The organism is Thioclava sp. DLFJ4-1 (genome assembly GCF_002020145.1).
Classification (GTDB): Bacteria; Pseudomonadota; Alphaproteobacteria; order Rhodobacterales; family Rhodobacteraceae; genus Thioclava; species Thioclava sediminum.
In genome coordinates this window covers 882,188-903,754 of the sequence record NZ_MPZT01000001.1, presented here as the reverse complement: position 1 = coordinate 903,754, position 21,567 = coordinate 882,188, and the positions used below count along the sequence as shown (strand labels likewise).

Annotated in this window: 21 protein-coding genes; 12 read left to right on the top strand and 9 right to left on the bottom strand. The window is 65.2% G+C overall.

All coding sequences use genetic code 11. The annotated features are described in order from the left end of the window. Positions 1-123: 123 nt before the first annotated feature. The 3 genes from BMI85_RS04080 to BMI85_RS04070 are packed head-to-tail and all read left to right on the top strand — an operon-like array spanning position 124 to position 3,819. A complete protein-coding gene (locus tag BMI85_RS04080; protein WP_078599589.1) occupies positions 124-849 on the top strand; it encodes a sugar dehydrogenase complex small subunit in 726 nt (241 codons plus the stop codon). Next, on the top strand, positions 849-2,444 hold the full coding sequence (locus BMI85_RS04075) for a GMC family oxidoreductase (protein WP_078599588.1): 1,596 nt from the start codon (positions 849-851) through the stop codon (positions 2,442-2,444). Before BMI85_RS04080 ends, BMI85_RS04075 begins: the two co-directional genes overlap by 1 nt. Position 2,445: 1 nt before the next feature. Beyond that, the gene (locus tag BMI85_RS04070; RefSeq protein WP_078599587.1) at positions 2,446-3,819 is read left to right on the top strand and encodes a cytochrome c; all 1,374 of its coding nucleotides are present in this window, start codon (positions 2,446-2,448) and stop codon (positions 3,817-3,819) included. Between the two features lie 9 nt (positions 3,820-3,828). Here the strand turns inward: BMI85_RS04070 and BMI85_RS04065 are convergent, their stop codons facing one another. Beyond that, the gene (locus BMI85_RS04065) at positions 3,829-5,109 is read right to left on the bottom strand and encodes a sensor histidine kinase (protein WP_281480482.1); all 1,281 of its coding nucleotides are present in this window, start codon (positions 5,107-5,109) and stop codon (positions 3,829-3,831) included. Positions 5,110-5,138: 29 nt separating this feature from the next. Then, positions 5,139-5,834: a response regulator transcription factor gene (locus BMI85_RS04060; RefSeq protein ID WP_078569603.1), complete on the bottom strand. Its 696-nt coding sequence runs from the start codon at positions 5,832-5,834 to the stop codon at positions 5,139-5,141. 73 nt (positions 5,835-5,907) lie between these two features. Here BMI85_RS04060 and dsbD point away from each other — a divergent pair, with 73 nt between their 5' ends. The 3 genes from dsbD to BMI85_RS04045 are packed head-to-tail and all read left to right on the top strand — an operon-like array spanning position 5,908 to position 9,193. Beyond that, entirely contained in the window at positions 5,908-7,833 is a 1,926-nt protein-coding gene (dsbD, locus tag BMI85_RS04055) for a protein-disulfide reductase DsbD (RefSeq protein WP_078599585.1), read from the top strand. Next, positions 7,830-8,582 (top strand): L,D-transpeptidase, encoded by a 753-nt coding sequence (locus tag BMI85_RS04050; RefSeq protein WP_078545931.1) that lies wholly within the window; start codon positions 7,830-7,832, stop codon positions 8,580-8,582. The genes dsbD and BMI85_RS04050 overlap by 4 nt, the downstream gene beginning before the upstream one ends. Then, positions 8,579-9,193: a DsbA family protein gene (locus BMI85_RS04045; protein WP_078599584.1), complete on the top strand. Its 615-nt coding sequence runs from the start codon at positions 8,579-8,581 to the stop codon at positions 9,191-9,193. The genes BMI85_RS04050 and BMI85_RS04045 overlap by 4 nt, the downstream gene beginning before the upstream one ends. A 103-nt stretch (positions 9,194-9,296) precedes the next feature. On the opposite strand, the gene BMI85_RS04040 is transcribed toward BMI85_RS04045, so the two are convergent. The 3 genes from BMI85_RS04040 to BMI85_RS04030 form a co-directional block, all read right to left on the bottom strand. Beyond that, positions 9,297-9,872, bottom strand: a complete 576-nt coding sequence (locus tag BMI85_RS04040) for a YSC84-related protein (protein WP_078599583.1) — start codon at positions 9,870-9,872, stop codon at positions 9,297-9,299. A 165-nt stretch (positions 9,873-10,037) separates the two neighbouring features. Further along, on the bottom strand, positions 10,038-11,078 hold the full coding sequence (locus BMI85_RS04035; RefSeq protein ID WP_078599582.1) for a glycosyltransferase family 4 protein: 1,041 nt from the start codon (positions 11,076-11,078) through the stop codon (positions 10,038-10,040). Between the two features lie 176 nt (positions 11,079-11,254). Then, the gene (locus BMI85_RS04030; protein WP_246832477.1) at positions 11,255-12,244 is read right to left on the bottom strand and encodes a LacI family DNA-binding transcriptional regulator; all 990 of its coding nucleotides are present in this window, start codon (positions 12,242-12,244) and stop codon (positions 11,255-11,257) included. 141 nt (positions 12,245-12,385) lie between these two features. Here BMI85_RS04030 and BMI85_RS04025 point away from each other — a divergent pair, with 141 nt between their 5' ends. The 4 genes from BMI85_RS04025 to BMI85_RS04010 all read left to right on the top strand — a co-directional run bounded on the left by BMI85_RS04025 (position 12,386) and on the right by BMI85_RS04010 (position 15,977). Beyond that, positions 12,386-12,922, top strand: coding sequence for a gluconokinase (locus BMI85_RS04025; RefSeq protein WP_208607939.1), 537 nt, complete (start codon positions 12,386-12,388; stop codon positions 12,920-12,922). Between the two features lie 24 nt (positions 12,923-12,946). Then, positions 12,947-13,966 (top strand): TRAP transporter substrate-binding protein, encoded by a 1,020-nt coding sequence (locus BMI85_RS04020; RefSeq protein ID WP_078599580.1) that lies wholly within the window; start codon positions 12,947-12,949, stop codon positions 13,964-13,966. A gap of 77 nt (positions 13,967-14,043) precedes the next feature. Continuing rightward, positions 14,044-14,655, top strand: a complete 612-nt coding sequence (locus BMI85_RS04015; protein WP_078519826.1) for a TRAP transporter small permease — start codon at positions 14,044-14,046, stop codon at positions 14,653-14,655. Continuing rightward, positions 14,652-15,977, top strand: a complete 1,326-nt coding sequence (locus BMI85_RS04010) for a TRAP transporter large permease subunit (RefSeq protein ID WP_078519825.1) — start codon at positions 14,652-14,654, stop codon at positions 15,975-15,977. Before BMI85_RS04015 ends, BMI85_RS04010 begins: the two co-directional genes overlap by 4 nt. Positions 15,978-16,052: 75 nt before the next feature. Here the strand turns inward: BMI85_RS04010 and BMI85_RS04005 are convergent, their stop codons facing one another. Further along, complete coding sequence (locus BMI85_RS04005; RefSeq protein ID WP_078599579.1) at positions 16,053-17,057, bottom strand: LLM class flavin-dependent oxidoreductase; 1,005 nt, start codon at positions 17,055-17,057, stop codon at positions 16,053-16,055. Between the two features lie 149 nt (positions 17,058-17,206). On the opposite strand from BMI85_RS04005, the gene BMI85_RS04000 reads away from it, so the two are divergent. Both BMI85_RS04000 and BMI85_RS03995 read left to right on the top strand, forming a co-directional pair. Further along, positions 17,207-18,010 carry a crotonase/enoyl-CoA hydratase family protein gene (locus BMI85_RS04000; protein ID WP_078599578.1) on the top strand — a complete coding sequence of 268 codons (804 nt, stop codon included), beginning with the start codon at positions 17,207-17,209 and terminating at the stop codon, positions 18,008-18,010. Positions 18,011-18,069: 59 nt separating this feature from the next. Next, complete coding sequence (locus BMI85_RS03995; protein ID WP_075776310.1) at positions 18,070-18,579, top strand: winged helix DNA-binding protein; 510 nt, start codon at positions 18,070-18,072, stop codon at positions 18,577-18,579. 19 nt (positions 18,580-18,598) lie between these two features. Here BMI85_RS03995 and BMI85_RS03990 read toward each other — a convergent pair whose 3' ends face one another. The 3 genes from BMI85_RS03990 to BMI85_RS03980 form a co-directional block, all read right to left on the bottom strand. Further along, positions 18,599-19,900 (bottom strand): TRAP transporter large permease subunit, encoded by a 1,302-nt coding sequence (locus BMI85_RS03990; RefSeq protein WP_078599577.1) that lies wholly within the window; start codon positions 19,898-19,900, stop codon positions 18,599-18,601. 3 nt (positions 19,901-19,903) lie between these two features. Continuing rightward, complete coding sequence (locus tag BMI85_RS03985) at positions 19,904-20,428, bottom strand: TRAP transporter small permease (RefSeq protein WP_078599576.1); 525 nt, start codon at positions 20,426-20,428, stop codon at positions 19,904-19,906. 86 nt (positions 20,429-20,514) lie between these two features. Continuing rightward, on the bottom strand, positions 20,515-21,480 hold the full coding sequence (locus tag BMI85_RS03980; protein WP_078599575.1) for a TRAP transporter substrate-binding protein: 966 nt from the start codon (positions 21,478-21,480) through the stop codon (positions 20,515-20,517). Positions 21,481-21,567: the final 87 nt, after the last annotated feature.

Sequence of the window (21,567 nt, the reverse complement as noted above, 5' to 3'; positions counted from 1 at the left end):
TCACGATTATGACGAAGGCAGCCACGATTCGACCGCTCCATCCGCGCGATTGCGCGGGGATTGAGGGTCGCTGCGCATGGCTGTTGCTTACGCTCCTTTTTTAGCCCCCGGGAGGAGGATGCCATGAGCCTCGACCGCAGACGTTTTTTGATCGCCCTGGCAGGCACTGTGCCACTTGCAAGTTTGACACCCGGTTTCGCCCGCGCCGCCGATAGCGCCGCGCCCAGCGATGCCTTTCTTTCCGTGAGCCGCGCGATCTGCGGCAATGACAGCCTCTCGAAGGAAACCGCCGCCCGGATCGAAAAGCTGCTGAGCGAGGAAGATGCAGGCTTTGCCAACAAGCTGGACGGGCTCGTTAAAGCGTTCGACGGCAAGGACCGCGCCGCCGCGATCGACGGGCTGAGCGACGACCAGACCACGCTCGCGTTGAGCATCGCGAAGCCGTGGTATCTCGGATTCACCGGCTCCCCCTCCGCGCGCATCTTGAAAGACGACGCCGAATTCGCGACCTTCCTCGAGGCGCAGGCCCTGACGAAAGTGAGCGACATCGTACCCTTGCAGACTTACCCCTCCGGCGGTGCCGGCTGGTGGGAAGCGGTGCCCGAAGGTGTCGATGCCTCGGACCTCCCCGAGGAAGCCACGAGCTGGGAGTACCAGCCCAAATCCAGCTACGAACTGCAAGATCCCGATCCGGCATGGCTGGCCTATGCCAAGGGTGAGGCCGACAGCGTCGACGCCGCCCGCAAAGCGCAAGGCGCGGGCAGCGGAGGCGGTTCCGGCGCGAAGGCAGGCGCCAATGGCTCGCCCAATCCCGCGTCCAATTCCGACTCCCAGCAGGAGGCGCAGTAATGGCTGATTTCGATGCAGACGTGATCGTGGTCGGGTCGGGCTCGCTCGGCGGTCTGGCCGCGCAGCAGATCGCACAGGCGGGCCATTCGGTGATCGTGCTGGAGGCCGGTCCCGACATCCCCGACTGGAAAGTCACCGAGAACTGGCGCAACTCGCCGCGCAAGAACAACTTCAACGACCCCTTCGGCGATGTGCCCTATGCGCCCAACAGCTTCACGCCGGGCTATGTCGATCCGCACCTGACGGGCGGGCTCGAGGTTTTTCCCGGCACGCTGCGGGTGCTGGGTGGCACCTCGCGGCACTGGACTGCGGCGACGTGGCGGCTCTTGCCCGAGGACATGGCGATGCACTCGACCTATGGCATCGCCGAGGACTGGCCGATCAGCTACGACGATCTGGAGCCCTTCTACACGCAGGCCGAATACGAGATCGGCGTGAACGGGCAGAAAGGCTTCGACGAGAGCGGTCTGGGCAAGGGCGAGACCTATCCGCCGCGCTCGAAACCCTATCCGCTACCGCCCGAGGCGAAACCCTATGCGACCCAGCGGCTACAGCATCAGGTGGCGTCGATGGGCTTCCGCGTCGATATCGCGCCCTCGTCGCGGCTGTCGCAGCCCTACGACAACCGGCCCGCCTGTATCGGCAACAATATCTGCAACTGGAATTGCCCGATCGGTGCGAAGCATTCGGGCTATCACGTGGTGCAGAAGATCCGCGATCTGGGCGTCGAAATTCGCACGCAGGCCATCGTCGACAAGATCGAGACCGGCGACAAGGGCAAGATCACGGCGCTCTCCTATATCAACCCCGAAGGCGACCGCACGCGGCTGACCGCAAAGATGTTCGTGATCGCGGCGCATGGCTATGAGACGCCGAAGCTCTTGTTGATGAACGATCTCGCGAACAGCTCCGACATGGTCGGGCGGCGGCTGATGATCCACCCGACGATCGATATGACTTGGCTCTCGCCCGAGCCCTATTGGACGGGGCGCGGCCAGAACATCCACGGCGCGATCATGCAGCGCCGCGCGCTTCCCGACCGCGACAAGGTGCCATCGACGCGCTACGACCTGCTCAATGCGCCACCCGAGGAAGGCATCGCGCAGGGGCTGTTGAAGGACGGCACGCTCGGCCCCGAGCTTGACGCGAAAATTCGCGACCACTCGGCCCGCGTCTTCACCGCCGAGGCGCTGACCGAAGACCTTCCCGATCCCGCGAACCGGATCGAGGTGAACTCCTCTTGGAAAGACGCCGTGGGGCTGCCGGGCATCAAACTGACCTACAAGCTCTCGGATTACACCAAGGCGAACCTGCCGCGCCTGATGGAGGATTACGCGCGCTTTCTGCAGGCGACTGGCGGCACCCGCGTCTCAGCGCCCGAGAAGTTTATTTGCCAGCAGCACGTGATGGGCACGACAGTCATGGGCAGCAAGGCCGAAGAGGCGGTCTGCGACGCCGATCTGCGCTGTTTCGACCACGAGAACCTGTTCCTTGTGACGACCGGCGTGATGCCGACGGCGGGCGGGGTGAACCCGACGCTGACCGGCATGGCGCTTGCGATCCGCGCGGGCCAGACCATCGCGAAGGAGCTGTGAGATGCGTGTTCTGATCTTGGCCACCGCCGCCTTCGCCGCGATCTCTCCGCTGGCAGCCAACGCGCAATCCGGCTCCGATGCTTCGGCAGGCGACCTCGTGAAGCGCGGCAAATACCTCGCCATCGCGGGGGACTGCTCCTCCTGTCACGCGGAGGATTTCTCGGGCGGCGAGAAGATCGAAAGCCCGATCGGAGCGATCTATGCGCCCAACATCACGCCCGACGAGAAGACCGGGATCGGCGACATGACCGAGGCGGAATTCGAAGGCGCCCTGCGTCGCGACAAGTCCGACACGTGGCTTTATCCCGCGATGCCTTACACCCATTACACCGGTCTGACCGATGCCGATGTGAAAGCGCTCTGGGCCTATTTCAAACAGGTCGAACCCGTCGAGAACGACGTACCCGAGACCGATCTGGGCTTTCCCTTCGTGCGTCCGGCGATGATGGGCTGGAACACGCTGTTCCTCGATAAGGGCCATCCGCCCGGCGCGGCGGATGTCTCGGGCGATCAGCTTCAGCGCGGGCGCTATCTGGTGGAGACGCTGGAGCATTGCTCCTCCTGCCACAGTCCGCGCGGGACGCTGATGCAGGAGGATACCAGCAAACATCTCGCCGGGGGGACGTTGAACGGTTGGTATGCGCCGAACCTCACACCGTCTGACAAAGGCGGTCTGGGCGACTGGAGTGAGGCCGATATCGTGGCCTATCTCAGTAAGGGCCGAAATGCGCACGCCGTCGCGGGCGGCGAGATGGGGCTCGTGGTCTCGCGCTCAACCTCGAAGCTGTCGAGCGACGACCTCACGGCGATTGCGAAATACCTGAAGGCTGTGAAGCCGGTCGACACGCAACCCGAGGCCAGCGGACCCGACGGTCAGGCGACGCTCGACCTTGCCGCGCTCGAGGTGCCCAACGGCGATTGGCAATCCGTGGTCGGCCACGACACGACCGATGGGGCGACGCTCTATCAAGGTGCTTGTGCGACCTGCCACGGCATGAACGGGCAGGGCACCGCCGCGCCCGCGCTGTCCCAGATCTCTGACGTGCGCGCTGCGAATGCAGCGAATGTCGTGCAGGTGATCGCGCATGGGATCAACATGCCCAATGACGCGCGCCACGTCGCCATGCCCGGATTTCAGCGCACGATGAGCGACGCGCAGATCGCCTCGGTCGCGAGCTATGTGCGCACCAATTTCGGCGGCGTCGACGGCGAGGTGACCAAAGGCAGCGTCGCCAATATCCTGAGCGGCAAGCAGCAGGTCAGTTGGATCATCGCGAACGCCGCGCAGTTGGCTTGGGCGGCGATCGCCGTGGCGGTGCTTCTGGTACTGGCGCTGATCGGTTGGGCGGTGATGCGGACGCGGCGCAGGGCCTGACGCCGCACCTCACGCGGCAGGCAGATCGACCCGCGTATGATGTCCGTCCGCGCGCATCTCGAAACTCAGCGTGCAGCCCAGACGGGTCAGCGCGTCGTGCGCGATCGAAAGGCCGAGGCCCGAACCATTCGCATCCGCGCCCTTGCCCTTGACGAATTTCTGCCCCGCCTGCTGCGCGATCTCGGGTGGCAGGCCCGGCCCGTGGTCGTGAATGTCGACCACAAGCGCAGCGTCGGAGGTGCTCACGCTGACCTTGATCGCCGCGCCGTCCGGGCTCGCCTGCACCGCGTTCTCGATCAGGTTGCGCAGGGCGAGCGACAGAAGCAGCGGGTCGCCTTCCACCGTCGGCGCGTTCGGCGCGCTGTCGAGTTCCAGCGTCACGCCGCGCCGCGTGGCCAGCCCCGCCAGATCGCCAAGCACCTGCCGCAGAAGCCCGTTCAGCTCCACCGACGCGGCGCGCGCCTCGCGACTGTCCACCTGCGCCAGATCGAGAAGTTGGCGCACCATCCGGTCGGTCCGGTCCACCGATGTCGAGATCGCGGCGAGGGCGTGTTCGCGCGTGTCGGTATCGGGCGCATGGCGCGCGATATGGGCCTGCGTCTTCAGCCCGGCGAGCGGCGTTTTCATCTCATGCGCGGCATAGGCTATGAATTCCCGCTCGCGCCCGCGCGCGTCCGCCAGACGCGCCAGAAGGTCGTCGAGCGCACCGGCGAGCGGGCGGATCTCGCGGGGCTGTCGCGCGGTGCCGGGCAGGGCGCGCAGATCTTCGCTGGGCCGCGCCTCCAGATCGCGGGCGAAGCGGTCGAGCGGCGCCAGACCGCGCGAGATCGCAAACCAGATCAGCCCCCACATCACCGGCAGGATCACCAGCGCGGGCCAGAGGAACCCCTCTATCACGTCGCGCACCAGCCGGTTGCGCATCGCGAGACTGTCGCCCACCGTGACCTGCCCGCCCAGATCCGGATCGATGATCGTGTAGACGCGCAGGTCCTTGCCGTCGCGTGTCACATCGCGGAAGCCGGTCGCATCGGCGGGCACCAGCTGCGCGCTCGGCGCCCCGTTCGAGCGCCCGACGAGCCCTTGGGTGAAAGACCAGATCTGGCAGAATTGCTGATGCTCGTAACTCTCGTCATGCGACAGCGTGATCTGTGCGGGACCGTCCCGATTCAGCGAGATCTGGTTCTTCGAGACCAGCGACGAGACCATGCGCGCCGCCTCCACCAGTCGCGCATCGAGCACCCGCGTCACCTCGGCGCGGGTGGAATTCTCGATCCAGAACACGGCGGACAGCCAGACGGCCAGCGTCGCGCCGGTGAGGATCAGGAAGAGGCGGAGGCGGAGCGAGATGGCGAGGTCTCCTCTGGGCGCAGCCGGTAGCCGATGCCGCGCAGGGTTTCGATGAAATCGCGCCCGAGCTTGGCGCGCAGATGGTGGATATGGACTTCGACGGCGTTGCTCTCGACCTCCTCGTCCCAGCCGTAGAGCCGGTCTTCGAGGTCCGATTTCGCGAGCACCCGTCCGGGCCGTTCGGCCAGCGCTTGCAACACCGCGAATTCACGGCGCGAGAGTTTCAGCGGCTGGCCGTTGAAGGCCGCGCTGCGGGTGCCGGGGTCCAGCTCCAGCCCGGCATGGGAAATCTGCGCCGCCGCCCGTCCGTCCGACCGACGTGAAAGGGCGCGCAGCCGGGCGGCCAACTCGTCCAGATCGAAAGGTTTGCCGAGATAATCGTCCGCGCCCGCATCCAGCCCCGCGACCCGGTCCTCGACCTGATCGCGCGCGGTCAGCAGCAGGACCGGCAGCCCGGCGCGGCCCGCGCGCAATTCGCGCAGCAGTTCGAGCCCGGAGCCATCGGGCAGCATCAGGTCCAGCACGAGCGCGCGATATTCCGCCCCGGCCAGTGCCGCGCGGGCGTCTTCAAGGCAGGACACGACATCGGCGGTGAACCCGGCCATGCCGAGCCCGACCCGCAGGCCGTCCGCCAATATGCTGTCATCTTCGACGACGAGTATGCGCATCTTTTCTCCTTCGCGGCGGATACACCGCACGAATCTTAAGACTGACTTAAGCTTCGCTCGCGATCCGGCCAACATGAACGCAAAGGCTCTTTCCCGTCTATCGCTGCGCGCCCTCTGGGGCGTGTTTCTGGTCTCATTGCTGTTGCCCGGCCTCGCTGCGGCGCAAAGCTTCGATCTTCTGAAACCCAAGGGAGGCAGCGGTCCGCTGTCGCCTGAAGAGGCGTTTCAGGTCGAGACCGCGTGGCAGGATGACGGGACGCTTGCGGTCTCCTTCGACATCGCGCCGGGCTATTACCTCTATCGCGAGCATCTTACGGTGAGCGCCGAGGGCGATGCGCCGGTGATCGAGACGCAGCCGGGCGAGATGAAGGACGATCCGAATTTCGGCACGGTCGAGGTCTGGCACGATCACACCGAGGCCGTGGTGAGCGACATTACCGGGCCCTTCACGCTGCATTGGCAGGGCTGCGAAGAGAAGGGGCTGTGCTACCCGCCGCAGAGCCGCGAGATCGTGCCGCCGGGCGGGGCTGCGACTGCCGCCGCATCAGGCGCGGCGCAATCGAACCAAGCCGCCGGCGTGCCGGATTATGCGCAAAGCGACGCGTCCTCCGCGCCAGCCGCGCGTTCCGAGGCCGATACTCCCACGCCTCCCGTAGTCGCCTCCAAGGGCGACGGAAACAGCCTGAACCTCTCTTCCGATGACGACCTCGTCGCGGGGATCGCGGCGAAAGGCGGTTGGGCTCTGGTCGTGGCGTCCTTCTTCGGCTTCGGTCTGCTTCTGGCCTTCACGCCTTGCGTGCTGCCGATGGTGCCGATCGTGGCCGGGATGCTCGGCGCGCAAGGCAAAGACCTGACGCCTGCGCGGGGGTTGGCGCTGACCGGGACCTATGTGCTGGCGATGGCCGTGGCCTTCGGGCTTCTCGGCATCGTGGCGGCGTGGTCGGGGCAGAACCTGCAATTCCTGATGCAGGCGCCTGCGACGGTGATCGCGCTCGCGCTGCTGTTCGCCGTCCTCGCGCTGTCCTCCTTCGGCCTGTTCGAACTGCGCCTGCCGCAGGCGCTGACCAACAAGGTCAGCTCGGTGCAGGGGCGGCGCGGCACGCTCGCGGGGGCGGCGATCCTTGGCTTCACCTCGACGCTGATTGTTGGGCCTTGTGTGACCGCTCCGCTGGCCGGGGCCTTCCTTTATATCGCGCAGACTGGCGATGCGGGGCTCGGAGCTTCGGCGCTGTTCGCGCTGGGGCTGGGGCAGGGCGTGTTGCTGATGGCCGTGGGGCTCTTCGGCTCGGCGATCCTGCCGCGCATGGGCGAATGGATGGTCAGCGTGAACCGCGCCTTCGGCTTCGTCTTCCTAGGGGTGGCGATCTGGCTCTTGAGCCGTGTCGTCGCGGGGCCTGCGATCCTCGCGCTCTGGGCGCTCCTGTTGATCGCGGCAGGCGTGGCTCTCGGTGGTCGCGACCGGTTGGGACCGGAAAGTTCGGGCCTGCGCCGCGTGGGCGGCGCGCTGGGTCTCGCGGCGCTGCTGGCCGGTGCCATCGAAGGTATCGGCGCGGCGAGTGGCGCGGCCGATCCTCTGCGGCCGCTTGCGCCCTTCACATCGGGCCGGACCGTCATGGCCGCCACGTCGGATGTGCTGACGGAAGATGACTTCACCCATGTCGAGACGCCCGAGGCGCTCGACGCAGCGCTGGCCGCCGCGAAGGGCGAGCCGGTGATGCTGATCACCACGGCCGAGTGGTGCACCGAATGCGCCACCATCGCGCGCGAGGTGATCCCCGACCCGCAGGTGCAGGCCGCGCTGCGCCACGTCACGCCCATCGCGGTCGATGTGACCAAGACCGGCGCGCCGCAGCAGGCGCTTCTCAAGCAGTTGGGCGTGATCGGCCCGCCGACGCTGATCTTCCTCGACCCCGACCATTCGGAGGCGCAGGGCACCCGGCTGATCGGGGATGTAACCGCGCCGAAACTCACGACCTCGCTTTCGGAGATCGCTCAATGACCCTCACCCGCTTCGCCCCTCTCGCGCTGATCGCCCTCGCAGCCTGCGCGCCCGAGCCACCTGCCTCGAACCCGCCGCCCGCGCCGCAAGCGCCGCAACTGAGTGCGCGGGTCAAGGCGATTTACAGCCAGATGGAAGATGACGGTCGCACGATCCCGGCGGTGGACCCGAAACTGCTGAGCGAAGAGAAAGCCCGTCAGGAGGTCGATTACTGGACCGACGAGCCGCCCGGCACCATCATCGTCGATCCTTGGGCGCGCAAGCTCTACCTCGTGCAGAAGAACAACCGCGCACTGCGCTACACGGTCGCCGTGGGCGAGGACGGGCGCGGCTTTTCCGGGGAGGGGCATATCCCCTATCAGCGCGACTGGCCGAGCTGGACGCCGACCAAGAGCATGATCAAGGAAGACCCCGAGCTATACGGCCCGGTGAAGGACGGGCTCGCCGGCGGCCTCGACAATCCGCTCGGCGCGCGGGCGCTTTACCTGCATCGCGGGAACAAGGACACGCTCTACCGCATTCACGGAACGATGGATGACAGTTCAATCGGCAAGGCGACGTCGGCGGGCTGCATCCGTTTGTTCAATCAGGACATCATCGACCTCGCCGACCGCGTCCGCTCCGGCACGCATGTCGTCGTGCTGACCCGTGCCGAGAGCGGCAAGGGCACGGTGCCGCCGGGCCAGCCGCTGCCGCCCGTTCCCTACTCCCCCGAAGATTTCCCCCAAACCACAGGAGACGACACATGATCGATCGCCGGAATTTCCTCACCCTCGCAGGCGTCGCCGCAGGCTCCACACTGATCCTACCGACGGCGAGCCTCGCGCAGGCCGATATTTCGCCCGAAGCGGTGTTCCACGACCCCAAAGCGCCCGCGCTCGGTAACCCGGATGGGGACATCACGCTGGTCGAGTATTTCGACTACCAGTGTCCCTACTGCAAATCGAACCACCCGGTGGTCGAGAAGGTGACAAAGGAAGACGGCAATCTGCGCGTCGTGATGAAGGACTGGCCGATCTTCGGTGCGCCTTCGGTCTACGCCTCGCAGCTCGTGCTGGGCGCGCAGAGCATGGGCCAATACGAAGCGGGTCTCGAGGCGCTGATGGCGACGCAAGGAAAGCTGTCGAACGACCTGATCGAGAAGACGCTCTCCGAGGCCGGTGTCGACCCGGACAAGGCGATGGCGGGCTACAAGGCCAACCGCAAGGAGATCGACGCGCTGCTGTCGCGCAATGATGCGCAGGCGGTGGCGATCGGGCTGCGTGGCACGCCCGCCTATATCGTCGGGCGCGACGTCTATCCCGGCGCGGTCGATGCCGACACGCTGCGCAAGGCGATCAGCGACGCGCGCCAGGCCTGAGCCGCGCGCCACTTCGCCGGACAAACAAAAGGCCCCGGGGGTGAAGCAAACCCCGGGGCCTTTCTCATCGCGGGCCTTCCCCAGACGGGGAAGACGCCTGCGATCAGCTGTTGTCGCCGTCTTTCCAGATGCGCAGCGTGCTGACCTTTGCGCCGCCGTTCAGGCCCGAGCTGTCGAAGACATAGACGCGCGGCTTGCCGCTCTCGACATTCGCGGTGGCATTGGCGTTGACGACGGTGATGCCTGCACCCGCACCGACATGCCATTCGCCGCCATTCTGCACTTCACTGACCGATTTCTTGGTCGGGAAGACGTAGATCTGGCTCGCCTGCTTGGCACCGAGCTGGAGACCGACCGAGGCCTTGCCGATGTCGTAATAGCCCTGAACCTTGCCATTCTCGATCAGCGCGCCGGAGCCGCCCGAACCGCCAATGCCGAGATCGACCGTAGTCACTTCGGGGAAGACCAGAACGGCTGCGGAATTGGTCGCGACCTGCTGGCAGGTCTCCTGGAGGCTCGCGCATTGCTGCAGTGCTGCAGCGACGTGCTTGTCGAGATCCGGACGCGGCTTGACGCCTTTCGCGTGGTCCATCGCATTGGCGGGCGAGCCTGCGAGCGCCATCGTGCCCATCAAGGTTGCGGCGATACCAGCGGTGAGGGTGCGGGTCTTGGATTTCATGAGATGCCTCCTTTTGAAATTACGAAAATGAAACGGCCTCGCACGCTCAACGTTCCTTTTCGGATCAATCACATAGGGCAAAAAATCGTGTCGGAACCGAAGGCGCGATCCGTGAATTCGCGCGCCCGGAGGTAAGAGGCGAAATCGCCCGATTTTCGGTGCAGCTCAGAGGCTGTCCAGCACCGACCCCATGATCGCCGCTGTGTCGCGCCAATCCGGCAGGGCGGTCCCCGCCACCGCCGAAGCCGCGCCCATTCGCTCCCGAAGATCCGCGTCTTGGAGAAGCTGTCGCAGTGCCTCGGCGAAGTCGAGATGCGCGTCCACAGGCACGAGAATCCCGGCATCGGGCGGCACCGTGTCGGGCACCGCGCCCGTGCGGCAGGTGACGATGGGGAGCCCGTGCAGCATCGCCTCGCCGAAGACGATCCCGTAGCCCTCGTAGCGCGTGGCAAGCGCAAAGATAGAGGCTTCGCTATAGGCTGCATTCAGAGCGTCGCGCTCCATCCGTCCGGCAAGCTGCACGCGCTCGCTCAGCCCGAGCCGTGCAATCCGCGCCGCGAGCGCATCGGCAACCTCCGGATCATGCGCGCTGCCCACGATCTGCGCGCGCCAGTCCAGATCGGCGATCTCGGCCAAGGCGTCGATCAGCACGTCATGGCCCTTGCGCGGCGCCAATAGCCCGACCGCGAGGATCAGCGGCGGAGTGGGTTTCGCGCTCTCCATCGCCGGCGGACGGTCGAAGCCCGGAAGCGCGATAGAGATCCGCTCCGGCGTGACGCCGAACTCCTTTTGCAGAATGGCGCTGGTATGCGGGCTCGGCACGACGACATGGGCGGCGCGGCGCAGGTTCTCCGCCTCCCGTGTCAGGAGATGACGCGCGCGATCCTCGGTCAGCCCGGTCTCGAGTCCCAGCGGATGGTGCAGCATCGCCACCACGGGCGCGGACATCGCGTCGAGCACCTCCGGGTCGATCGAGCCGAAGACCAGCCCGTCGATGATCACCGGCACCTCCGCGGGAATGGCGGTCAGTTGGCGGCGCGCGGTCTTGGTCTCCTCGGGCGTCGCATCGGGGAAGCCGGGCGGCAGTTCCAGATGCTCCACGCGGCGACCCTCGGCCCGCAGCGCCTCGAGCAGCTTGCGCTCGTAGATGAACCCGCCGGTCAGTTGCGTGATATCCCCCGGGATGGCGAAAACGGCTGGCGTCATGTCATGTCTCTCCCGATCTTATCTGGCGCGTTGCTCGGCCCCGTAGCGGCGCAGCACGGCGCGCTCGACCCGCTCAATTCCGAGATAGGCCGCAACCGCCACGAGGGCGAGGAGAACGACCGAACTCCAGAGCATTCCTTAATCAGGGGTCGAGGCGGTCAGCGCCATCAGCCCGCTCAGTGCCCGCGCGTGGATCGACGCTGGATGATCTGAAAGCCGAGGTCGACGACCTTTTCCTGCGCCGCACTCCCCGACAGTGCATCGAGGATCAGTTGCACCGCGCCTTCGCCCATTTCGCGGCGGAACGTGCGCACCGAGGAAATCGAGGGCTCCGCGGCAGCCATCATCTCCATGTCGTTGAACCCGCAGATGCCCAGATCGTCCGGGATCCGCAGGTTGCGGCGCTGCGCTTCGAACATCGCGCCAAGGGCGAGGTCGTCATTGATGCAGAAGATCGCGTCGGTCTCTGGGGCGAGATCCATCAGCTGCGCGAGTAGATGACTGCCCAGTGTCACAGAGGAGGGGCGGGTGGTCGTCTGGATGCGCTTGCCTTCCTCGATGCCATGCGCACGCAGCTCGTCGCGGAAACCATGCAGGCGGCGCTGCGTGCGCGGATCCATCCGCGCACCCAAGAAACCGGGGCGGCGATAGCCCTGCGCGATCAGATGCGCGGTGGCGGCGCGGGCGGCGTCGTAATGCGAAAAGCCGATCATCCGGTCATAGGGATTGCTGCCGGTCTCCATGATCTGCACCACCGGGCAACCCGCCTCGCGCAACAGCGCCTGCGCAGCCTCGGTCTGGTCGATCCCGGCCACGATCAGCCCGGCGGGGCGCTGGCGCAGGAAAACGCGGATCAGGTTCTCTTCCGACAGCGGCGCGTAGCGCGAATAGCCGAGCTGGACCGAATGATGCGTGCCCTCGACCGCGGAATAGATCCCGTCCATCACATCGGCAAAGACGTTGTTCGACACCGAGGGCAGGATCACCCCGATAATGTCCGACCGCGTCGAGGCGAGCGCGCGGGCCGCAGGGTCCGGCAGGTAGCCGAGCGATTCGATTGCGGCGGCGATTTTGTCCCGCACCGCCGGCGAGACGACCTCGGGATTGCGCAGGGTGCGCGAAACAGTGGCAACGCTTACACCGACATGATCGGCGACGTCGCGCATCGTAACTGATTTGTTTACATTGTTTTTATTCATTGCCCCTCCCCGTGGTCGCACCCCTTTTTTAAAAGGGCGATTGACGAATGTAACCGCTTACATTACGCCTCTGTGTCCAAGAAACACCTGCGAACCCGGTAAGGCAAGATGGTAAACAGCAGCAATGCGAACGCGACACCGGTCCTTGTGATGGGCGTTTGCGGCACCGGCAAGACGACGGTGGCGCAGCGCGTGGCGCAAGCGGTGGACGGCGTGTTCCTCGATGCTGACGATTTCCATCCGCCCGAGAATGTTGCGCATATGGCCGCCGGTCTGCCGCTCAATGACGAGATGCGCTGGGACTGGCTCGACCTCGTGGCGAAGGGTGTGATCGAGGCGGGGCGCGACGGCAGGACGGTCGTTTTCGCCTGTTCGGCGCTCAAGCACTCCTACCGGGATCGCCTGCGCCAGAGTCTCGGCGTGATGCATCTCGCGCATCTCACCGGGCCGCGCGACCTGATCGCCGAGCGGATGGCCGCGCGCGAAAACCACTATATGCCGATCGCGCTGCTCGACAGTCAGCTGGCCGATCTGGAAATGCCGGGGCCCGACGAGGCCCCGCTGAGCTGCGATATCCGCGAAGCGCCCGAGGCGCTTTGTGCGCAGATATTGAACGCCTGGGGCCTCACGGCTCCTCAAGTTTGATTTCGTCTTTTAAGGGAGGACACCATGACGAAACCGATCCGTAAAATCGCCCTCGCGAGCGTCGCCGTCGTGGCGCTGGCCAGCGCTGCGAATGCCGAAACCCACAAGTACAAGTTCCAAAGCTCGGACCCGGCGGGTAACCCGAACTTCGAACTGCAGCAGAACTGGGCGAAGGACCTCGCGGAGCGCACCGACAACCAGATTCAGGTCGAGATGATGCCCGTTGGCTCCGTCGTCGAGCATAACGAGACGCTCGACGCCACCGGTGCCGGCATCATCGACGGCATCGTGACCGACATCTCCTATTTCGCGGGGAAAGACCCGGCCTTCTCGCTGCTGGGTAACCCGGTCGGCGCATGGTCGAGCACCGATCAGCTTCTCGACTTCATGAACAATGGCGGTGGCCAGCAACTCGCGAACGACCTGTTCCAGCCCTATGGCCTGCACTACGTCGGCTCGACCACGACGGGCCTCGAGTCGCTCGTCTCGAAAGTGCCGCTCGACGGCGTGGCGGACCTGAAGGGTCTGAAGATGCGCGCGCCGGAAGGTCTCGTGCAGGACGTCTTCGCGGCGGCGGGTGCTGCTCCGGTGAACCTGCCGGGTTCGGAAGTCTACACTGCGCTCGACAAGGGCGTGATCGACGCGGCCGACTACACCGTGTTCTCGACCAACCAGGCGCAGGGCCTCAACGACATCGCGCCGAACCCGGTCTATCCGGGCTTCCACTCGATGCCGCTCGTCGGCGTTGCGATGAACAAGAAGGAATGGGACAGCCTGTCGCCCGAGCTGCAGAAAGCCTTCGAAGAGTCGGTGAAGCAATTCGCGGACAAGGAAGTCAGCGACCTCGCAGCGGCCGACAAGAAGGCCGTGGCCAAGGCTGAAGAAGGCGGCAAGATCCACGTCCACGACTGGTCGGACGAAGAGCGCGCCAAGTTCCGCCGCATCGCGATCACCCAGTGGGAAAAGGTTGCCAAGAAGTCGGACAAGGCGCAGCACGTCTATGACGTCCTGACCGACTACCTGAAGAAGAACAACCTTCTCTGATCTGATATCCTATCGGTGCGGGGCTGCGATCGCGGCCCCGCATCTTTTCCAGTTTTCTGACAGCAGCGGTTTTTGCAATGTCACAACCCGAGAATAACGGGGTGGATCACCCCGCACATGATCCGCACACGCCGGAACCGGTGCAGACCGAGGACGAGGCGGCGACCATCCCCGAAGCGGGCATCCTCGGCCGCGCGATCAACGCGGTGGGCATCGTCTTCGCGCTCGGCATCATCGCCTCCGCGCTGATCCTTCTGAACGAAGTCGTGCTGCGCTACGGCTTCGACAGCCCGACGATCTGGGCGCATGAGACGACGATCTTCCTCTGCGCGATGGCCTTCGTCTATGGCGGGCTCTACTGCGTCGTGCGCAACAGCCATATCCGCGTCGTGCTGATCTACGACATGGTCACCGGCCGGGCGAAGCGTATCCTCGACGCGATCATCTCGCTGATCTGCCTGTTCGCGGCCGGCTTCTTCGCCTGGGCCGCCTACGGCATGGTGATGAAGGCGACGTTCCGCCCCGGTGGCGATGTCCATTTCGAGACCTCGGGCAGCGCCTGGGATCCGCCATTCCCGGCCTATCTCAAGATTTTCCTTCTCGTGGTGCTCTGCCTCATGGTTGTGCAATTCATCATCATGGCGGTGAACTACTTGCGCGGCGCCTTCGCATCGGAGGCGGGTAAATGATCGAACATCTTCTGAGTTTCGACCTTTCTGCGCTGGGCATCGGCTACGGCACGGTTCTGCTGTTCGCGCTGCTCATCGGTCTTCTGCTGACCGGCATGCCGCTGGCCTTCGTGACGCTGCTCGTCGCGCTGATCTTCGCGCTTGGCTGGTTCGGGCCGATGGCGGTGCCGCTGATCACGTCCCGCGTCTATTCCTTCGTCTCGAGTTTCGTCTTCGTCTCGGTGCCGATGTTCGTGATGATGGCGGCGCTTCTGGACCGATCAGGCATCGCACGCGATCTGTTCGAGGCGATGAAACTCGTCGGCGGCCGGATGCGCGGCGCAGTCGCGGTGCAGACGATCTTCGTCTCGGTCATCCTCGCGGCGATGTCGGGCATCATCGGCGGCGAGATCGTGTTGCTGGGTCTTCTGGCCCTGCCGCAGATGATCCGTCAGGGCTATGACCGCAAGCTCGCCATCGGCGTGATCTGCGCGGGTGGCTCGCTCGGTACGATGGTGCCGCCGTCGATCGTGCTGATCATCTACGGCCTGACCGCGAATGTCTCGATCGGGGATCTGTTCACCTCGGCCTTCATCCCGGGCTTCATGCTCGCGGCCTTCTACGTGATCTTCGTGATCATCCGGGTGAAGCTGAACCCCGATCTGGCCCCCATGCCGGAGCCCGACGACCGTCCGTGGTCCGAAAAGATCAAGCTGCTGAAAGGCCTGATCCTGCCTGTGCTGGTGATCGGTTTCGTGCTGGGCTCGATCTATGGCGGGATCGCCTCGGTGACTGAGGCCTCGGCGCTCGGTGTGGCGGGCGTGATGCTCTCGACGATCATCCGAGGCGAGCTGACGCTCTCGATGCTCAAAGGGGCGGCGCTGCAGACGCTCGCGACCTGCGGGATGATCGTCTGGATCGGCATCGGCGCCTCGGCTCTGGTCGGCGTGTTCAACCTGATGGGCGGGATCGATTTCGTGTCGTCGCTGCTGAAAGGCGTCTCGGACACCCCGATCATTGTGATCCTGACGATGATGGCGATCCTGTTCTTCCTCGGCATGTTCCTCGATTGGGTGGGGATCGCGCTTCTGACGATGCCGATCTTCGTGCCGATCGTGAAAGACCTCGGCTACGATCCGGTCTGGTTCGGCGTGGTCTTCGCAATGAACATGCAGGTGAGCTTCCTGTCGCCGCCCTTCGGGCCAGCCGCGTTCTACCTGAAATCGGTCGCACCGAAGGACATCTCTCTGGGCGAGATCTTCCGCTCGCTGCTGCCCTTCATCGCGATCCAGATCTTCGCAGTGGGGCTGCTGGTGGCCTTCCCGGCGATCACCGGGCACTGAAGCGAAACGGATCGAAACGAAAAGAGGCGGGCTTTCGGGCCCGCCTCTTTGCATGTCTGAGTGTCGCGCCGTGCCTCAGGCCGCGGCGGGTTGCTCGCGAAATTCGCTCAGGACCTCGGCGGCGATCTTGAAGGACTTCTGACGCGCATCGGCGTCGTGGATCATCCCGGTCACCATCAGCTCGTCGGGCTCGTATTGAGCGATCAGGCGCGCCAGATCATCGCGCACCTTATCCTTGGAGCCGGTGGCCGAGCAGGACAGCGCGCGCTGCACCTGAACCATCATCTGCGGCGGCACCTCGGAGAGATCCTTGACCGGATAAGGCAGCTTGCCTGGCATACCCGAGCGCAGCCGCGCGAAGGCCAGCACCTGAGACGAACGCAGATACTGCGCCTCCTCATCGGTGTCGGCGGCAAACACCCCGGCGGCCATCATCGCATAGGGTTTGTCGAGATAGGCCGACGGGCGGAAGCTCCGGCGATAGATGTCGAGCGCGTCGCCCAGCATGTCGGGCGCGAAATGCGACGCGAAGGCGTAGGGCAGGCCGAGATAGGCGGCAAGCTGCGCGCCGTAGAGGCTCGAGCCAAGGATCCAGATCGGCACATGCGTGCCCGCGCCCGGAATGGCGCGCACCCGGAAAGTCTCTGCCTCGTCGCTGAAATAGGCGAGCAGCTCCTGCACGTCTGCAGGGAACGTGTCCTCGGGAGACATATTGCGGCGCAGGGCGCGGGCGGTGCCGCCATCGGTGCCGGGCGCGCGGCCCAGACCGAGGTCGATCCGGTCGGGATAGAGCGTGGCGAGCGTGCCGAACTGCTCGGCGATCACCAGCGGCGCGTGGTTGGGCAGCATGATACCGCCCGCGCCGACGCGCATCGTCTTGGTCACCGAGGCGACATAGCCGATGAGAACCGAGGTCGCGGCGCTCGCGATGCCGGGCATGTTGTGATGCTCGGCCAGCCAGAAGCGGTGATAGCCCGCGTCTTCGGCCATCCGGGCCAGATCGGCCGTTCCCGCGAGCGCATCGGCTGCGGTCTTGCCTTCGGGCACGGGCGACAGATCGAGAAGTGAGAATTGCTGCATGGGGAACCTCCGTCGGGGCAGAGCTAGCGCGCCGCGCAGAGCTGTCCAACGCCGCGCGGCAGTTGATCCCTGACTTATGACCCCGCGTTCCGCTTTGCGAGGGGGCGGCGGGTCTGCATAGTGCGCAGACCCAAGCGAGGAGGATGGACATGGCCGACCCGGTGCAGATTTCGGTAAGCGCGCAAGGCGTGGCGGAGGTGACCCTCAACCGCCCCGAAAAGAAGAACGCCTGGACCCTGGAGATGTTCGATGCGCTGGCCGAGGCGGCGCAGAGCCTGTCGCAGCAAAAGGGTCTGCGCGCGGTGATCTTGAGCGGCGCGGGCGGCTGTTTCTCGGCCGGGCTCGACCTGACCGTGATGCAAAGCTTCGCGGCCGATCTGGCGGGGGTGAAGGCGCAGATGGCCGAACGCGATGCGCAGGGCGCGAACCGCTTTCAGCGCCCGGTGACACGATGGGCCGAGCTGCCCGTGCCGGTGATCGCCGCGATCGAGGGCGTGGCCTTCGGGGCGGGGATGCAGCTGGCTCTGGGCGCGGATTTCCGGATCGCGGCGCCCGATGCGCGGCTGTCGATCATGGAGGCGAAATGGGGGCTGATCCCCGATATGGGCATCTCGCAGAGCCTGCCGAAACTGACCCGTGCGGATGTCGCGAAAGAGCTGATGATGACCGGCCGGGTGCTGGAGGCCGAGGAGGCGCAGCGGCTTGGGCTGATCACGCGTGTGGCCGAGAGCCCGCTGCGGGCGGCGCGCGACATGGCGGACGACTTCACCCTGCGCTCCCCCGAGGCGCTAGCGGCGAGCAAGGCGCTGGTGGAGACGGCATGGACGATGCCGCCCGGCGATGGGCTGGCGATGGAAGCTGAGCTGCAGGCCGAGATCATCGGCGGTCCCGCGCAGATGGAAATGGTGATGGCGAACCTACAAAAGCGCCCGCCGAATTTCTCTCAAGGATAGAATGTCAGCGAAATGTCTATAAGGTGAGGGCGTAATCGCACGAAAGGAGAGCGCCGCTCATGCCCGCAGGAGAACGCCGCATCGTCTCATCCCGCCATCTGGCCGAAGGGCCGGGCTGGGAAGCCTCGGAATTCGAATACGGGATGATCATCGCCTACAACTCTTTCGCGCGATGGATGCAGCGCTGCATGGCGGCTTCGGGGATGGAGCTGTCGCCGCTCGAAATCCTCGTGCTGCACAACACCAATCACCGCGACCGAGAAAAGCGGCTCAACGACATCACTTTCCTGCTCAATATCGAGGACACGCATACGGTCAATTATGCGCTGCGCAAGCTGTTGAAGCTGGGGCTGCTGGATTCCGAGAAGCGCGGCAAGGAAGTGTTCTACCGCACCTCGGAAAGTGGGCGCGAACTCTGCGAACGCTATCGCAAAGTACGCGAGGAATGCCTGCTCGAGCCGATCCAGAAAGGCGGCATGGCGGGCGAGGATCTGCGCGAGATCGCCTCGGCCCTGCGGGTTCTGTCGGGCTATTACGATCAGGCGAGCCGCGCGGCCTCTTCGCTCTGAGGCCGCGCGGGTCGTTGGCTCAGTTGCCCATCAGCGAGGGCAGGTAGGTCACGATCCCCGGCACCAGCGTGATCAGCAGCACCGCCAGCAACAGCAGCCCGAAGAAGGGCAATGCTGCGCGGGCGACCTTGAGGATGTTGAAGCCTGTCAGCCCTTGGATCACGAAGAGGTTGAAGCCCACGGGCGGGGTGATCTGGCTCATCTCGACGACCAGCACGAGGTAGATGCCGAACCAGAGCGGGTCGATCCCGGCGGCCTCCACCATCGGCAGGATGATCGAGGTGGTCAGCACCACGACCGAAATCCCGTCGAGGAAGCAGCCCAGCAGGATGAAGAACACCGTCAGCACCGCCAAGAGCGCGGTGGGCGACAGCCCGAAGGTGCCGATCCACGCCGCAAGGTTGCGCGGGATGCCGGTGAAGCCCATCGAGACAGACAGCACCGAGGCCGCCAGCAGGATGAAGGCGATCATCGCGCTGGTGCGGGTGGCCGAGAACAGCGCCTCCTTGAAGTCGCGCCAGCAGAAGCTGCCCGTCGCCATCGCAAGGATCACCGAGAAGACCACGCCGACGGCCGCCGCATCGGTGGGCGAGGCGACGCCGGTATAGATCGAACCGATGACGCCACCGATCAGGATGACGATCGGGATCAGGCGACGCGAGGCCCGCAGCTTCTCGCGCAGGTTCAGAGTGATGTCCTCGCGCGGGATCGCGGCGGGGTTCATCCAGGCGCGCAGCGCGACATAGCCGCCGAACAGCGTCACCAGCATCAGCCCCGGCAGGATGCCCGCGATGAAGAGGCGCGCGATGGATTGCTCGGTCGCGACGCCATAGACGATCAGGATCACCGAGGGTGGGATCAGGAAGCCAAGCGTAGCCGAGCCCGCCAGCGTGCCGAGGATCAGGCTTTCGGGATAGCCGCGGCGGGTGAGCTCGGGCACCGACATCCGCCCGATCGTGGCCGCCGTCGCCGCGGACGAGCCCGAAACGGCGGCGAAGATCGCACAGCCCAGCACGTTCACATGCAGCAAGCGGCCCGGCGCGCGGCCCAGCCATGGGGCGAGGCCGGAGAACATATCCTCGGACAGCCGCGAGCGCAGCAGGATTTCTCCCATCAGGATGAACAGGGGAAGAGCCGCGAGCGGCCAGCTATGGCTATGGCCCCAAAGCGTGGTCGCCATGACCAGCCCGGTCGGCGCGCCGGAGAAGAAGCTCAGGCCCGCCAGCGCCACGATCAGCAGCGACAACGCCACCCAGACGCCGCCCGCAAGAAGCACGAGAAGCAGGCCCAGAAGAATTGCGAAGGTCATCGGATCGGACATGGTTCACTCCGAAACATCATCGACGAGCACGGGGCGCTTGGCGCGGATGCTCTCGATCAGCGTGTCGAGGAAGGCGAGCGCCAGAAGGCCCAGCCCCACCACCATCGTGCATTGCGGGATCCAGATCGGGATCGCGACGATGCCGGTGGACATATCGTCGTAATGCAGGCTCTCGAGCATCAGCGAGGTCGCGAACCACACAGCGTAGACGCTGGCCACGAAGCCAAGCGCGAGCGCCACGATCTCGGCGGCCCACTGGCCGCGCGCGGGCAGGCGGGTCAGCACGAGATTGACGCGGATATGGCTGCCGTGGCGCAGCGTGTGGGCCAGCGCCATGAAGCTTGCCGTCGCGAGGAAGTAGCCCGCGAAATCGGCATAGGAGGGGATCGTGTAGGAGAGGGAGGGGCCACCCAGACGGGCGAGCACGTTCAGCCCGACCTGTGCCGTGACCAGCAGGCAGATCGCGAGGATCGAGACGGCCGCGATCCCTCCGGACAGAAGATAGACCTGATCGAGCAGGCGACGCATGGCGAAAGCTCCGAACGCTTGAAATGGGGATGAGCATCGAAAAAGGCCCTCCCGCGCGGGACGCGGAAGGGCCGGATCGGGCGGGCTCAGTTGCCCTGATAGGTCTTGAGAACCTCAAGCGCGTCGGGGCTGGCTTTCTCTTTCCAGCTCGCCAGCATCTCGTCACCGATCTTCTTCAGCCCTTCTTCCAGCTCGGGGCTCGGATCGACGATCGCCATGCCGTTTTCCTTCATCACGGCGGTCTTCTCGGCGGCCTCTTTCTTCGACATTTCCCAACCGCGGGTCTGCGCGGTGGCGGCGGCATCCATCACCGCGGTCTGCTCGTCTTCGCTCAGACGGTCGAAGGCGCGCTTGTTCACCACGACGATGTTCTTGGGCAGCCAGGCGTCGATCTTGGTGTAGGTGTCGACGAAGTCCCACGCCTTGGAGTTCGCACCGGTCGAGGGCGAGGTGATCATCGCCTGCAGCTGACCGGTCGAGAAGGCCTGCGGAATGTCGACCGCTTCGACCTGTACGGGCGCGGCCTTCGCGAGCGTCGCAAACTCTTCGAGCGCCGGGTTATAGGCACGGAAGCGCAGCCCCGCGAGGTCGTCCACGGACTTGATCTCGCCATTGGTATAGAGGCCCTGCGCCGGCCACGGCACCGAGAACAGCGGCATCAGGCCCTGCTTGTCGAGCAGCTTGGTGATGACGGGCTTCTGCGCCTCCCACAGCTTTTCGGCCTGATCGTAGTTGGTGGCGAGGAAGGGCTGGCTGTCGACGCCGAAAGCCAGATCCTCGTTCGAGAGCGTCGAGAGGAAGAATTCCCCAAGCGGCACCTGGCCCGAGCGCACGGCGTTCTTGATCTCGGAATGCGGGAAGAGTGAGCCCGCCGAATGCACCTTGATCTCCAGTTTGCCGTCGGTCGCTTTCGACACGTCCTCGGCGAAATCGCGGATGTTCACGGTGTGGAAGGTGGTGTCGCCATAAGGCGTCGGCATGTCCCAGGTCTGCGCCTGAACGGCCGTGCCCAGCCCCAGCGCAACCGCGAAGCTTGCAGCAAATCTGATCATATCTCTCTCCTGTCGGGTCGCGGCGGAATTCGTGTCCGCCTCCTTTTCATAACGTTGACAAATTGTCAGTAAAATGAAATCAAAGTC